This is a genomic window from Thermosphaera sp. (assembly GCA_038827615.1).
Taxonomy (GTDB): domain Archaea; phylum Thermoproteota; class Thermoprotei_A; order Sulfolobales; family Desulfurococcaceae; genus Thermosphaera.
Genome location: JAWBNK010000001.1, coordinates 832771 through 846253, shown reverse-complemented (window position 1 = coordinate 846253; position 13483 = coordinate 832771). Strand labels below are relative to the sequence as shown.

Below are 13483 nucleotides of genomic sequence, written 5' to 3'. Positions count from 1 at the left end.
AAGGAGATAAAGAAAAAAGGCCTACCTGATTAAATTAGTCTTTTTTACTATCGACCTGATGTAATCGGGAGTAGCAGGAATTTTGTTGAGCATCTTGTTCGAAGTCTTATTCCGTAAGGCGTGTCCTATAGCGTTGACTATCGATGGTGCTATTGCAACTATTGAAGGTTCACCTAGACCTTTTGCGCCAAATGGCCCTCTTATGAAGCCTGCTTCTACGAAGTCGACGTTAATTCTTTCTGGAATGTCGAGACCCGTCGGAATATGATAAGTTGAGAAGGATGTTGTATATACCTGTCCACTCTCGGAGTGTACAGTATCCTCCATCAAGGCATACCCCATTCCTTGGATGTATCCTCCAACGCCGTGATGCTCCGCCCCCGTCCTGTTGACTACTCGTCCAATGTCGTAGACCACGGTAGCTTCTACGACTTTGCAAACGCCTGTTTCGAGATCAACTTCTACGTCACTCACAACGGCTCCAAAAGTGTATGTGAAATATGGATGTCCTGTCCCGGTCTCCTCATGCCATTCTGCTGGAGGAGCCCTGTAGTACCCGTATTCCTGCACAGGAATGCCTTTCCAGAATGTTTGCTCAACGAGCTCTTTCCAAGTGATATAGTGGTCAGGTTGATCTCTACAATACACCTTGGGGGCTTGGATGACGACATCCTCGGGACTGACGCATCCTAACATCTCTGCAGCGAGTTTATTCAGCCTCTGCCTTATCTTGAACGCTGCTACCAGAGTGGCGTTTCCACCCATAGCGGTGGACCTTGATGCAACCGTGGGACCAGCATCTGGCGTTGAAGCGGTATCAGGTGGCTCTATTTTGAAGTAGCTTGGAGGCACCCCGAGTATCTCCGCAGCTATGTTTACCAATCCCTGGATGGCTCCCTGCCCCATATCAGTGAGTCCTGTTCTGAATATTATGCTACCGTCTCTCTGTATAATCAATGAAACTGAAGAAAAGTCGGCTCCCTCCGCACCAATGCTGTTTCCGTGATACATTAGGGCTATTCCGATACCTCTCCTTGAAGCACCCTTTAGAGTACTATACAATTCTCTCTTGCGGCTCCATCCGCTTATCTCTAAGGCTCTCTTAATGGCATCTTCCAGACCAACTCCATGATCCAATAATTGTCCATGAACCGTTCTATCACCCGGCCTCAGAATGTTTTTAAGTCTTAATTCCACAGGATCGATTCCCAACTCCTCGGCTATCAGATCCATTTGCCTTTCAACCGCGAATGTTACTTGTGGATTTCCGAATCCTCTGAAAGCTCCTGCAGGGATCCTGTTAGTGTAGACCACAGCCAAATCTACTCGAGCGTTTTTCAGCTTGTAGGGTCCAGTGCTGTGAACTGTGGCACGCCATCCTACAAACGGCCCGAGACTAGCGTAAGCCCCGGTATCGAGCACTATGTTGGCTTCAACAGCTAGTAGAGTCCCATCCCTACTTGCAGCGTGTTTATACCTCGCTATCATGGGATGGCGCTTAGTGTGGCCGATGATTGACTCTTCCCTGGTGTGAAGAACCACGGCCGTTCTCTTTAATGACAGTGCAGCTAAAGCAGCTTTTGCAGCTATTTCGTTCCCAACGTCTTCGGCTCCTCCAAATCCTCCTCCAAGCGCGGGGGCGATCACCCTAACCATGTTGAAAGGTATGCCCAGGACATTTGAAACCGCCCTTCTCGTGTCGAACGGGCATTGTGTCTTCGCATATATCGTCACGCCTCCATCAGGCTCTGGGATAGCAATCGCTGCCTCGGGCTCTAAGTACGCGTGTTCCTGCATTGGAGTTCTGTAGTCATTTTCAACTATGACTGCGGCCTCGTTGAATGCCTTCTCAATATCTCCCACCCTTATCTTATATCTCGATAATACATCGCTTCCTCTTTCCTCATGTATTAACACGTGTTCCTTCTCGCTGAGAGTATCCAGGTCAATAACTTGTAGCGCATCGGTATATACCGGTAAGGGGTCATAATCGACGTTGACGAGTTCTCCAGCGTCTCTCGCGTTTTCAAGGGACTCCGCGATAACCAGTGCTACTGTGTCTCCAATATACCTTACTTTCTTGTCAGCGAGTAGGGGTTGGTCCGGTAACACGTAGCCCACGTCATTTATCCCGGGTATATCCCTTGCCGTTAGCACTTTCAAGACTCCTGGGTATTTCAGTGCTTCGCCATAATCGATACTCTTGATCCTAGCGTGTGCATATTTCGCGCGAACACTGTAGACGAATACGGGGTTTTTGAACAAGTTTATCATATCGGCAGTGAATAGTGGTTTACCAGAGACTTTCGAAATGGCGTCCCATCTAACGACATGTTTTCCAAGGTAGTTGAAATCCTTCGTTGCTTTATCCTTAGTCTTCATGAAAATTTCTTCGACTATTTCGACATAGTCTGGCTTGCTCATATTATCACCTTCCCACCACTTTCATGTGATATTTTTCTCTAACTTGTTTCTCGTCGAAGTATATCTTGCCCTCCTTGATGTATTTTCCAGCTAGCTTAGCGGCTGCAAAGTAGTAGTGATAGCTTCCGCAACGACATAATACGCTGCTCAACCACTCTTTCACTTCTTCCTGGGAAGGCTCAGGGTTAGAATCTAACAAAGCCTTAGTCATCATTATGAATCCTGGAGTACAGAAACCGCATTGAACACCTCTCGTTTCAATGAAAGCGACCTGAATCGCGTGAAGCTTTCCCTCAGGAGCCAAGCCCTCCAGCGTTGTTACTTCAGCCCCATCTAGAGTAGACGTCAGGGTGAGGCAAGAGTGCCGTGGTAACCCATTAACTAACACGATACAAGTACCGCACTCGCCGCGTCCACACCCCTCTTTCACGCTGACTAGGCCAAGCCTATATCTGAGGGTATCTACAAGTCTTTCGTGAGCCGGCACTTCTAATTCATAATTTTTACCATTGACTTTTAAATTCACCTTTAAATTCATACTCAACTCATATCACCCCTCTCTCTATGCGTGTTTTCGATCTCAAGAGCCCTCTTTTCAAAGAAACTTTTGACATGTCTAAACGATATTCAGCACTCGTCCACCAATCGCTTATCCTCTTCATGCTCGCTGGGAGGACTTCCTCCGAGGCTTTTTCAATGATCTCCTCGGAGAATTCTCTATTCCTTAGGAAATCTTCAACTTCTTTGAGCCTAGCTGGGATCCTCTTGTCTCTTACCATGTCGAACGCTATCTTTACATCTCGAATTCTACTACCATCGAGGCTTAAGTAGCATGCCCCTGTGACTATTCCCGCGATGAGCAACTCTCTCCTGTCGAATTTTATGAAACTACTACTGGTTCTATCCGGCGGGTTTGGGAACTCTACCTCCACAATGAGTTCATCAGGTTGCAGACGTATATTTCTCTTATCAACTATGAAATGCTCAAGTGGGATGACGCGCTCGCCCTTCACACTGATAACCCTTACGCTTGCATCGTAAGCTAACAACAGGGTTATGTAATCGCTGTACTGAGTTGCGGCCGCTATGTTGCCCCCTATTGTTGCTGAGAACCTAATGGCAAACGTTCCAAACTTTCTCCACGTATCAACGAATCCCGCAAACCTCACGTCTTTATGGAGAAAGGTTTTGCTGAGCTCGTACAGAGTAGTTGTGGCCCCAATTTTAACAACCTCTCCCTCGACTTTAACGTATGAGAGTTGATTCTTCAATGGGCTAAGATCTAGGAGGTATTTAGGAGTAGGTATTTTCTTATCCCTCAGTAATACTAGAAGTTCTGTTCCACCCGCAATAGGTCTTACTTCGGGGGCGTTTTTCGACAAGAACTCGAGGGCGTCGTCAAGGGATTTCGGCCTATATAATCCGAATATTAGAACTCACCTCTCAGCGGGATAAAGTTATCCACGAGTGGGTTAAAAAATCTTAAATATATATTCAATTAATACTTATCGTATAATCCGTATGTGGACATTAAGAAACACTTTTATATCAACTTATTCATACTCGTGAGCGAAGGGTGTCAATATGAAAGTGTGTAATAACATGGTGGAGTGTATAGGTAATACTCCAATCATAAAGCTATCCAGGGTGATTCCAGAAGGATTTCAGCCAGAGATATGGGCGAAGATGGAATTCACTAATCCGACGGGAAGTGTAAAAGATAGGATGGCGTATTACATGATCAAGAGAGCGATGGAGAAAGGAGAGTTAAAGCCAGGTATGACCCTGGTAGTTCCTACAACAGGAAACACGGGAATAGCGTTCTCGGCCTTAGCAAGCGTACTCGGCTTTAAAGTACTAATAGTTATCCCGGAGGAAATGAGTGCTGAAAGATTTATGCTAATGAGACTGTTTGGCGCCGAGTTTTATTTCACCCCTGGTGGAGAGAGCGATGCTGATAAAGCTCTTGACATAGCCAGGAAACTTGCGTCGGAAAACCCGGATAAGTACTACTTCTTCGACCAATGGGGCGATGAAGCAAACATCGAGGCTCATTATGAGACGACGGGGAAGGAAATCCTCCAGCAGGTAGGTTGTCCTAAGGCGTTTGTAGCTGAGGTGGGTACTGGTGGAACATTAATGGGGATTGCTAAAAGATTGAAAGAAGAGTGTAGGGACGTTATTGTGGCCGGAGCAGAGCCGGCAGAATGCCCTGTGGCAGCCGAATGGTTCAAAACTGGAAAACCGGGTCCATGGGGTAGGCATGAAATAGAAGGTGTTGGAGACGGATTCATACCTGAAATCGTAATGAGGTATAAAGGGTTGCTTGACGATTTCGTCACAGTCACTAGCGAAGAGGCAATAATGATGGCTAGGAAAATCGCGAGGAACGAAGGGCTTCCGGTAGGAATAAGTAGTGGAGCCAACGTCGTAGCTGCAATCAAACTTGCCGAGTCTCATAGATTGGGAAGAGGGGATAAAGTAGTTACGATTTTACCAGATTATGCTGCTAGATATTTTAGTACTAGATTATTCAAGAAGCAGAGAGAGACAACGAGTAAGAGGCAGATTCTCGAAGAGTTGGATATTTAGTAGGAATAGTTTTTAATAAGTACTTTCATTTTTTCATTTATATTTCAATTGATTATTTGTACACACTTTTAAAAGTATATACATATATATGAATACAATTGAGGTTTTAAAGATGAATTTTCACGTAAATACGCTTCAGGCAAATAGGAAAAGGTATTTGCTTGAAACAACCACGTATAATTTTGCCATCAATATTTCACTGGGAATAAGCAACGCCTTACTGATACGCCTCCTTTCTTATGGAGTAACTGAATTAGGAATCATAACATTTACGAGAATCCTTGCTTACGCCGTAAGCCAAGTTCCTGCAGCCTTCCTCGTCGAGCGTTTTCGCAGAAAAAGGAAAATGCTGTGGACTGTTTTCGGAGCAATAAATAGGATTGGTCCAGCCTTCTTAATTTTATCGGTATATATGCCGAGAGAATATTCTCTAATTTTTGTAGTCTTCATTTCGTTCATTACGCAATTCGCTGGAGGTGTGGCTGGAGTTGCAGCCTCTGATATACTAGCAGATATTATACCGAGAGAAGAGTCGGCGAGATTTTTCTCGAGAGTGAACCAGTTAAACTATATTGCTATCAGCTTCGCGTTTATTACGTCCTTTACGAGTTTTGCCTTTTTTCCAGATCATACTCCATCATACCAGTTCTTGTACGTTCTTTCGTTTATCGCGGGTGTGGTTTCATCAGTGTTTTTAATACGTATTAAGGATCCATTTGTTGATTCTGGGGAGATAAAACCGTATGGTAGAACTCTTAATGATTTTAACACGTTCAGGATGATTATTCAGGACAAGAAACTTAGGAGTTACCTCACAGTGATATCGCTCTTTAATTTCTCAGTAAACATTCCGGCTCCATTTTGGGATTACATAGTCATGGAAATAATTGGAGGGAACGAGTTGATAGTTATATTAAAAAACGTTGTTAGTCTTGTCGTGAAATCTTTAACTTTAACCTTCTGGAGGAGAGAAATAATTAAGTTTGGTTTAAAGAAGGTGACAGTGGCGGGAATGGCTTCCACAGTGCTCGTCCCAGTTTTATACAAGGATTTCGCAAGTACAACGACTATTCTAGGAATCGAATCCTTTAGTGGATACGTGTGGGCTCCACTGGACTTGTCCTTCTTCTTATACAATACCTACCTTTCTCCCAGGGAAGTCCGACCATCGTATATCTCGCTATTGGGATTCACAACGAATACTGTTTCAAGCCTTGCCTCGATGGTTGGAACGATCATAGCCGTGTCAACGGGCGACGTTAGCACCGTCCTTTTGACTTCAAGTCTGTTGAGGGGATTAACTGCAACAATAGCTTATGCAAAACTACCCGATATTGAAAAATAGGGAAGGACCTCAGTGGATAGCGTAGATTTTATTTAGGGACAACTCTTAACTACTCTATGGAGAGATATTGCTGGTATGAAGCTGGATCCAAGTATATGTATATTATGTAGGGGTAGGGGATACTGCGGGCTCTCATACTGTCCCGTTTTATCGAAGAGTAGGGCTCAGCTTAAGCTTAGAAAAGTTGAAGACTCTAAAGTAATAGAGGGTTCATCACCGCCTGCAGTTTTCGTGGGCCGACATGGATACCCCTACGTGAGAGTAGGAACGTCAACACCCCCTCTAATTGGTGATACTTCTATTTATGACTACCCTGAGAAATGGTTAAGCTTGAGGCTCGACGACATTCTGGATTTTAGATGGAGTCTAATAACAGGGTTCACAGTGAGTCAAGTCAGAAGTGTTGACAACCCACTCCTGGAGAATATTAAGTTAGTTGCAATGAGTATTAAGCCTGTTGACATTTATCTCGAGGTTTCAAAGCCCCCCAAGCCTATAATAACCTTTGATGAACACGTGCCTCCGATGGGTCCTCGGTCCCAACTCGAGAAAATACGCGTAATTGGAAACCCAGCCATCCCAAAGCCCGTAGACTCGGTCTACTCAGACCATGACCTAAAAGCTGAGGAGGCAGTGTTAAAATTGTACACTAGTGGAATCCCCATCTCTCATATTCAGAAAGTTTTTAGTGTCGGAACACTGGGCATTAGGGACAAACGAAGACTCGTTCCAACTAGGTGGAGCATAACTGCTGTCGACTATATAATTTCAAGGAATCTTTTGAGAAATGTTAAAAAATACGAGGTCATGAACGAGATTCACGTCTATGAATTGAGGATTCACGGAAACCTCTTCATTGCAATTCTTTACCCCGAGAAGTGGAGTTATGAATGGATGGAGGCTTGGTGGCCTGGCTCGGCTTGGAACCCGTTATCAACGAATGTTGTTGTAGAGGGAGACTATGAAGAATACAAAGGCAGAGATGATTATCCAGGAATAGGTGGTTGCTACTATGCAAGCATGCTTGCAACTCTCGAGCATTTAAACAGGTTCAAGAGGCAGGCAACCGCCATCCTTTTAAGAGAGATTTATCCAAGTTTTAATATACCCATTGGAGTATGGTTTGTAAGAGAGTCGGTTAGAACGATGTATTCAAAGCCTCCTGTTCTGAAAACAACAAGCTTCAACGAAGTTATCGAATTTCTCAATAGAAGCACAAGGCTTGGGTCTTCGAAATGGATTTCCTCGTCGAGACTATTACGGCGGATCCTCGGGGGGAGAAGGATTACTGATTACCTTAAGAAAGGTTAAAATCCATGTTCAGAAATTTGATCATTATCAAACAAAGGGTGACCACGGGGCTATCGAAAAGCGGTCTTCCAGGGCTGGATTATGCTCTAAATCCTTACATAGGTTGCTCGCATTCCTGCATATACTGTTACGCGAGGCAATACACTAGGGATAAGAGGGTTTCAGAGAACTGGGGACACGTGATTATCGTAAAGGAGAACCTTACAAACATCCTCTTGAGCGAGGTGAAAAGACTTAAGAAAGGAGTTGTTGGCGTGGGAACAATAACGGACGCGTATCAGCCTGTTGAGGCAGCATTTAAACTCACTCGCAGGGCCGTTGAAATCCTTGTTCACAACGGTTTTCACGTATCCATTCAAACTAAAAATCCGTTAGTGCTGAGGGATAAAGACGTTTTGAGTGCCAACAAGTCTATCGTGGACGTAGGCTTTACAATAACCACTATAAGTTGTGATAAGTCTAGAATCATTGAGCCAAATGCTCCATGCCCAGAGGCGAGAATAAACGCGGTTCGAACCCTGAGCAGGGAGAAATTCAATACATGGGTATTTTATGGCCCAATTATACCCAGCTTTAATGATGATGATAAAACAATCACCGCTCTAGTAGAATTGTCTCATGAAACCGGCAGTACCTTGTTTTACGATCCCCTGCGCTTTAAACCATTCATGGTAAATCTTCAGCATCCCTTGTCAGGCGTCTTTGTTGCTGGAGACTTCAAACAGCGATTAAAGGAAACCATCAACCGATTGAAGCGAAAATGCCTAGAATATGGCGTGTCTTGCCGTGGGGGGTTCGAATATTAACTCTTCACATTAACGTATCCCTAAGAGTTTCAACCGCCTTCCTGTAGGGAGATTCTACGAAAAATCCTTCTCCACATTTCGGACATATTATCAATATTGGTCTTTCTCTCTCTTCGGGAATCGTTTCATGATCTAAAAGATATAGAGTAGTTTCATACATGAATAAGAAAATCTTTGAATCTCCTTCGAAACCGCATTTTGGACATTTGAGTTTCATTGTTCATCAATAAAGTGTTGCTTTAACAACCATATATTTTTTATTAGTTGCAAATTTTTCGGGGCTTTAATAGTATGGAAGGATTGAATATAATGGAGGAATCACCGGGTTTGAACCAGTGTTTGAGGATTAGGAGGTTTCGGCGCGACGATTTAGAGAGCGTCTTGATTGTTGAAAGAGAGTGTTTTTCAGAATCCGAGAGATTTGATCAGCTCACATTCACATACTATTTGAGGTTGGATAGTATCTTCTTGATTGCTGAATGGTGTGATAAATCTGTTGTAGGATATGCTTTGGGTTTTTTCGAAGACCCGATGACAGTTCACCTTGCCTCAATTGCTGTTCGTCCATTGTTCAGACGTAGGGGAATTGGAGAAAGACTCATTGAAGAGTTTGAATCCATAGCGAGGGAGAAAGGAGCGAAGAAGATAGTTCTGGAGGTCAGGGTTTCCAATGTTGTTGCATTGAACATGTATCGAAAGAGAGGATACCGAGTAGTCAAGCGGCTTCCTAGATATTATGGGTTCGAAGACGGTTACTACATGGTTAAAGATTTGTTTTAAAACACTATAAGGCTCATTTAACAATGATTTTATTTGGTTCAAAAATGGGTACCTGTAAAATATGTGGTAAATCATCGCCAACAATAAGCGGCTTGCTTGGCGTCTGCGCAAGTTGTCTGAGAAGTTTCCCTGAGTATGGATTAAAGTATTCTGCTCAACTCCACGAATACGATAGGAAAAGGTTCGGCCTTCCCCTTAATCCCCCTCGAGGTGAAGTTGGGGCCAAGTGTAATATCTGTGTGAACGAATGTGTGATGAGGCTAGGTGAAAGGGGATTTTGCGGTATTTGGATTAATAGTGACGGAGTTTTGAAAAATATTTTCGGCTCAAACCAGGGACTACTTCACTACTATTACGATCCTCTCCCTACGAATTGCGTGGCGACACCTGTTTGTCCCGCTGCAACGGGTTCTGGTTATCCTAAATACGCAGTTCATCCCCAAGTGGAAGCCGGCTACTATAACCTTGCCGTCTTCTTTGCAGGGTGTTCATTAAACTGTCTCTATTGTCAAAATTGGGAGCACAAGGAAATGCTTGCTAGAAGCATTATTTCTTGGAAAAATATAAAAAGCGTTGACGAGTTAAAAACCAAGGCGCTAGATAGGAGAGTTACCTGTGTTTGTTATTTCGGAGGCGACCCGGGACCCCAGATAGTATACGCTCTAAAATTATCTAGGAAAATCCTTAGAGAGTCGCAGAAAAGGAACCAGATTAAAAGGATTTGCTGGGAGACGAACGGATTGGTTCACCCCCTTATCTTTGAAGAAATGGCTAGGCTGAGCTTAGAGTCCGGAGGGATCGTGAAGATCGATTGGAAGGCTTGGACACCCGTAATCTATCAAGCCTTAACAGGAGTTAACGGTGATAAAGCCCTCGAGAGGATTAAGTTGAATGTGAAAAGAGCATGGGAGATAGGGTTAGTTAGATCCGAGATACCTCTTCTCGTGGTTAGTACTTTGCTAGTTCCAGGTTATGTTGATGAAAACGAGGTTAAGGGGATAGCAGAATACCTTGCATCCATTAGCCAGGACATTCCTTTTGTTCTATTAGCGTTTCATCCAGACCATTTGCTTGCTGACTTACCTCCCACCAGCAGGAGCCATGTGAAAAAAGCCTATGAAATGGCATTAGCCGCTGGCTTGAAAAGAGTTTTCATAGGGAACGAGTGGCTTTTAAGCGATTATTACTAGATGGTTAGATTTTAAACGAAAAAGCCCCTCAATATTGTTAATTTTTTAAAACCAATGCTCCATCCTTATAGGAGGAATGGGGGTTGAAGATGAGGCATCGTTTGTATATAGTGTTGGGCATTTTAGTGTTAATCTTAATGTATCTAGTTCCATATATCATGTATCACGACGTGAAAGACTTCACGCTATTAATGTACTGGACTTCACTGAGCCTTATTTGGATCGTAGTATCATCCATATACCTGCACGCAAAGGTGAGAGAATGAACTACATTAACTTAGTAGCACTGGGTATGTTCGTTTTGATTGGAACTTTTATAGCAATTTTATCGAGAAGAATGGGAGTGAAGTCCGCATCCGATTACTACGTTGCAGGAGGTAGGATGGGAGCTTTACTAGCAACCGGAACTTACGCTGCTACTACATACAGCGCATTCATGATGATAGGGTTGGTTGGATTAACGTTTCAAACCGGTATAGGAGCCCTAGGGTTTGAACTCATATACTTGGTTGCAACTGTGTTTATGTTATCCACGCTGGGACTCAAAATCTGGTCTCTATCAAGAGCTAGAGGGTGGATATCACCTTCCCAAATGATCGGAGATCTATACCAGTCTAAAACCCTTGCCACGGTCACAGCTTCTCTGTACTTGTTTGCAATGTTGCCTTATACCGTTGCGCAGATCCAGGGCTTAGGGATATTGTTGCAGATCAGTGGACTTGAATATATGTATGGCGTTATCTTGGGAGCATTCGTCATAGTATTATGGATCCTCTTAGCTGGAATATGGAGCGTGGCTTCTACAGATCTTTATCAAGGATTATTGATGTTGACCGGCGGAGTAGTCTACTTATCGTGGATGGTGGGAACGGTTCAGGAGAAAACAGACCTATGGCAATCTATTAAGATAGTTGGAGAGCAAGGGTATTTAGGGATAACAAGTTTCTGGAGCCCTCAAGTGTTTCTGGCTTACACGATACCGTGGATCTTCTTCGCCATCACCAATCCACAGGTGGTCTCAAGACTTTACGTTCACAAGAACTCTGCAGTCTTTAAGAGGAGTGTCGTCTTGTTCTCAATATACGGGTTCATTTATACATTGATCGCCGTTGGTGTTGGAATACTCGCTAGAGTGATGGCTGTATCGGGGCTTATTCCCGGTAATCTAGCGAGGGATGCTGTTACCCCGCATATCTTATCGCTTATGAGCCCTGTACTTTCGGCATTAATAAGCGTTTCCATAATGGCTGCCGCGATTTCGACCGCAAACAGCATAGTATTAACAGTATCCAGTTCGATATTCAAGGACATCCTGAACAGCCGGGAGACGTCTCTGAGAACAGCGTTCCTCCTAAACCTTGTATTAACCATGGTCGCATCGGCTCTCGCACTTCTCAGGCTCGGATACATAGTAGACCTTTCTGTTCTGACCTCGGTTATCCTGCTACCACTAGCACCTATCACGATAGTTGGCGTCCTAAGACACGGGAGACCATCGAAAATATCCAGTATTTGCGCAGTGATCGCGATCGTTATTGGGAGCGGAATAGCGATGTACTCTTTCATAACGATCGGAGCCCTTAAAACATTCTTCGCATCTTACCTTTACCTTCCATTGTCAGCATGGGTGCTCATAATATCCACTATTATAGTTGTTGCAGGCGCTTTGATTGATGAGAGAAAAAAGGAGTAGAGATGACGTAAGCTAAACGTTTTGTAGCAAACCATTAATGAAGTCACTGTACCCTGAGAGGTCTAATAATCCATGACCGCTCAAATTGAATAGGATCACTGGCCTCTCCTCGCTGTTCACGTATTTTCTCGCAATATCTATGACTGCTTTTACAGCATGAGCGCTCTCAGGTGCGGGAACAAATCCCTGCGTAGTGGCGAACAGTCTTCCCGCTTCAAACACTTCATGTTGGGAATAGGCGATAGGCTTCACCACGGAATGCTTTATTAGGATACTTAGAGTCGGCGCAACTCCGTGGTATCTTAACCCCCCAGCATGTATTGGTGGAGGTATATATTCGTGTCCAAGAGTATGCATCTTCAACATTGGCGTTAATCCAGCGGAATCGCCGAAATCATACTTATACGATCCATTCGTCATTGATGGAACTGCCCTAGGTTCAACAGCTATGAAGTTGGTATTCGTCTTTCCCTTTAATCGGTATCGAATGAACGGATACGATAGCCCTGCAAAATTGCTTCCGCCGCCGACAGCGCCAATTACGTATGAAACGTCCTCTGGCCCCATTCCCAGGTCCTCGAGCTGGTTCAAAGCCTCAAGTCCTATGACGGTTTGGTGTAATAGCACATGATTCAACACGCTACCGAGACTATATTTTGCCTTGAATGAGCTCGAAACAACGTATTCTATGGCCTCAGAGATCGCTATCCCCAGGCTCCCCGGGTGTTCAGGATTCTCAGAAAGATATTTTCTGCCGACGCTAGTCAACGTGCTTGGGCTTGGGTGCACCTCTCCTCCATACATCTCCATTAACACTCTGCGAAACGGTTTTTGAATATAACTTGCTCTAACCATGAAGACTATTGTTTTCAGTCCGAACATTTTTCCGGCCAACGAAAGTGCGCTACCCCATTGACCAGCGCCTGTCTCCGTGCAAAGTATCTCAACACCTTCATTCTTATTATAATAGGCTTGTGCAAGTGCAGTATTGATTTTGTGAGATCCTGTCGGCAATATTCCTTCGTACTTGAAATAAATCTTGGCGTTTGTTTTCAATACTGATTCGAGATTTCTGGCCCTTATCAATGGTGTCGGTCTACCGAGCTGGGAATACAAATCAATTATCTCTGATGGAATCGATATGTAGGTTTCAGTTGCAAACTCCTGCCTTGCAAGCTCGACGGGAAATATTTGGCTCAACATTTTTTCATCAACGGGTTGTCCGTTCGGCAGGATGGGTGGTGGTAGAGGTTCGGGAAGGTCGGGAACTATATTGTACCATCTACTGGGTATCAGGAACTCGTCACGTCTAGATTTTATCTCCATTCCAACAAGGTCCCAC

13 protein-coding genes are annotated in these 13483 nt (G+C 44.1%); 8 read left to right on the top strand and 5 right to left on the bottom strand.

Going from position 1 to position 13483, the window contains the following annotated elements; genetic code table 11:
* Positions 1 to 21: 21 nt before the first annotated feature.
* From QXH45_04575 to QXH45_04565, 3 genes are read right to left on the bottom strand one after another with little or no spacing between them, the layout of a single operon-like run.
* Positions 22 to 2424 (bottom strand): xanthine dehydrogenase family protein molybdopterin-binding subunit, encoded by a 2403-nt coding sequence (locus tag QXH45_04575; GenBank protein ID MEM2078524.1) that lies wholly within the window; start codon positions 2422 to 2424, stop codon positions 22 to 24.
* 4 nt (positions 2425 to 2428) lie between these two features.
* Positions 2429 to 2968, bottom strand: coding sequence for a (2Fe-2S)-binding protein (locus QXH45_04570; protein ID MEM2078523.1), 540 nt, complete (start codon positions 2966 to 2968; stop codon positions 2429 to 2431).
* A gap of 1 nt (position 2969) precedes the next feature.
* The gene (locus tag QXH45_04565) at positions 2970 to 3854 is read right to left on the bottom strand and encodes a xanthine dehydrogenase family protein subunit M (protein MEM2078522.1); all 885 of its coding nucleotides are present in this window, start codon (positions 3852 to 3854) and stop codon (positions 2970 to 2972) included.
* Between the two features lie 154 nt (positions 3855 to 4008).
* Here QXH45_04565 and QXH45_04560 point away from each other — a divergent pair, with 154 nt between their 5' ends.
* From QXH45_04560 to QXH45_04545, 4 genes are all read left to right on the top strand, one after another.
* Positions 4009 to 5016 carry a PLP-dependent cysteine synthase family protein gene (locus QXH45_04560; protein MEM2078521.1) on the top strand — a complete coding sequence of 336 codons (1008 nt, stop codon included), beginning with the start codon at positions 4009 to 4011 and terminating at the stop codon, positions 5014 to 5016.
* 112 nt (positions 5017 to 5128) lie between these two features.
* Entirely contained in the window at positions 5129 to 6361 is a 1233-nt protein-coding gene (locus tag QXH45_04555) for an MFS transporter (GenBank protein MEM2078520.1), read from the top strand.
* Between the two features lie 75 nt (positions 6362 to 6436).
* Positions 6437 to 7672, top strand: coding sequence for an Nre family DNA repair protein (locus tag QXH45_04550; protein ID MEM2078519.1), 1236 nt, complete (start codon positions 6437 to 6439; stop codon positions 7670 to 7672).
* A 5-nt stretch (positions 7673 to 7677) separates the two neighbouring features.
* Entirely contained in the window at positions 7678 to 8478 is an 801-nt protein-coding gene (locus QXH45_04545; GenBank protein MEM2078518.1) for a radical SAM protein, read from the top strand.
* 4 nt (positions 8479 to 8482) lie between these two features.
* On the opposite strand, the gene QXH45_04540 is transcribed toward QXH45_04545, so the two are convergent.
* Positions 8483 to 8695, bottom strand: coding sequence for a hypothetical protein (locus tag QXH45_04540; GenBank protein MEM2078517.1), 213 nt, complete (start codon positions 8693 to 8695; stop codon positions 8483 to 8485).
* A gap of 92 nt (positions 8696 to 8787) precedes the next feature.
* On the opposite strand from QXH45_04540, the gene QXH45_04535 reads away from it, so the two are divergent.
* From QXH45_04535 to QXH45_04520, 4 genes are all read left to right on the top strand, one after another.
* Positions 8788 to 9258, top strand: coding sequence for a GNAT family N-acetyltransferase (locus QXH45_04535; protein ID MEM2078516.1), 471 nt, complete (start codon positions 8788 to 8790; stop codon positions 9256 to 9258).
* A gap of 308 nt (positions 9259 to 9566) precedes the next feature.
* Positions 9567 to 10448 carry a radical SAM protein gene (locus tag QXH45_04530; protein ID MEM2078515.1) on the top strand — a complete coding sequence of 294 codons (882 nt, stop codon included), beginning with the start codon at positions 9567 to 9569 and terminating at the stop codon, positions 10446 to 10448.
* Positions 10449 to 10537: 89 nt separating this feature from the next.
* Positions 10538 to 10714, top strand: a complete 177-nt coding sequence (locus QXH45_04525) for a hypothetical protein (GenBank protein ID MEM2078514.1) — start codon at positions 10538 to 10540, stop codon at positions 10712 to 10714.
* Positions 10711 to 12141 (top strand): sodium:solute symporter family protein, encoded by a 1431-nt coding sequence (locus QXH45_04520; protein ID MEM2078513.1) that lies wholly within the window; start codon positions 10711 to 10713, stop codon positions 12139 to 12141. Before QXH45_04525 ends, QXH45_04520 begins: the two co-directional genes overlap by 4 nt.
* 12 nt (positions 12142 to 12153) lie before the next feature.
* On the opposite strand, the gene QXH45_04515 is transcribed toward QXH45_04520, so the two are convergent.
* Entirely contained in the window at positions 12154 to 13467 is a 1314-nt protein-coding gene (locus QXH45_04515; GenBank protein MEM2078512.1) for a TrpB-like pyridoxal phosphate-dependent enzyme, read from the bottom strand.
* Positions 13468 to 13483: the final 16 nt, after the last annotated feature.

Coding starts and splice junctions, on each gene's coding strand:
- QXH45_04575 (MEM2078524.1), bottom strand. CDS start 2,424: ATGAGCAAGCCAGACTATGTCGAAATAGTCGAAGAAATTTTCATGAAG.
- QXH45_04560 (MEM2078521.1), top strand. CDS start 4,009: ATGAAAGTGTGTAATAACATGGTGGAGTGTATAGGTAATACTCCAATC.
- QXH45_04555 (MEM2078520.1), top strand. CDS start 5,129: ATGAATTTTCACGTAAATACGCTTCAGGCAAATAGGAAAAGGTATTTG.
- QXH45_04550 (MEM2078519.1), top strand. CDS start 6,437: ATGAAGCTGGATCCAAGTATATGTATATTATGTAGGGGTAGGGGATAC.
- QXH45_04545 (MEM2078518.1), top strand. CDS start 7,678: ATGTTCAGAAATTTGATCATTATCAAACAAAGGGTGACCACGGGGCTA.
- QXH45_04540 (MEM2078517.1), bottom strand. CDS start 8,695: ATGAAACTCAAATGTCCAAAATGCGGTTTCGAAGGAGATTCAAAGATT.
- QXH45_04535 (MEM2078516.1), top strand. CDS start 8,788: ATGGAGGAATCACCGGGTTTGAACCAGTGTTTGAGGATTAGGAGGTTT.
- QXH45_04525 (MEM2078514.1), top strand. CDS start 10,538: ATGAGGCATCGTTTGTATATAGTGTTGGGCATTTTAGTGTTAATCTTA.
- QXH45_04520 (MEM2078513.1), top strand. CDS start 10,711: ATGAACTACATTAACTTAGTAGCACTGGGTATGTTCGTTTTGATTGGA.
- QXH45_04515 (MEM2078512.1), bottom strand. CDS start 13,467: ATGGAGATAAAATCTAGACGTGACGAGTTCCTGATACCCAGTAGATGG.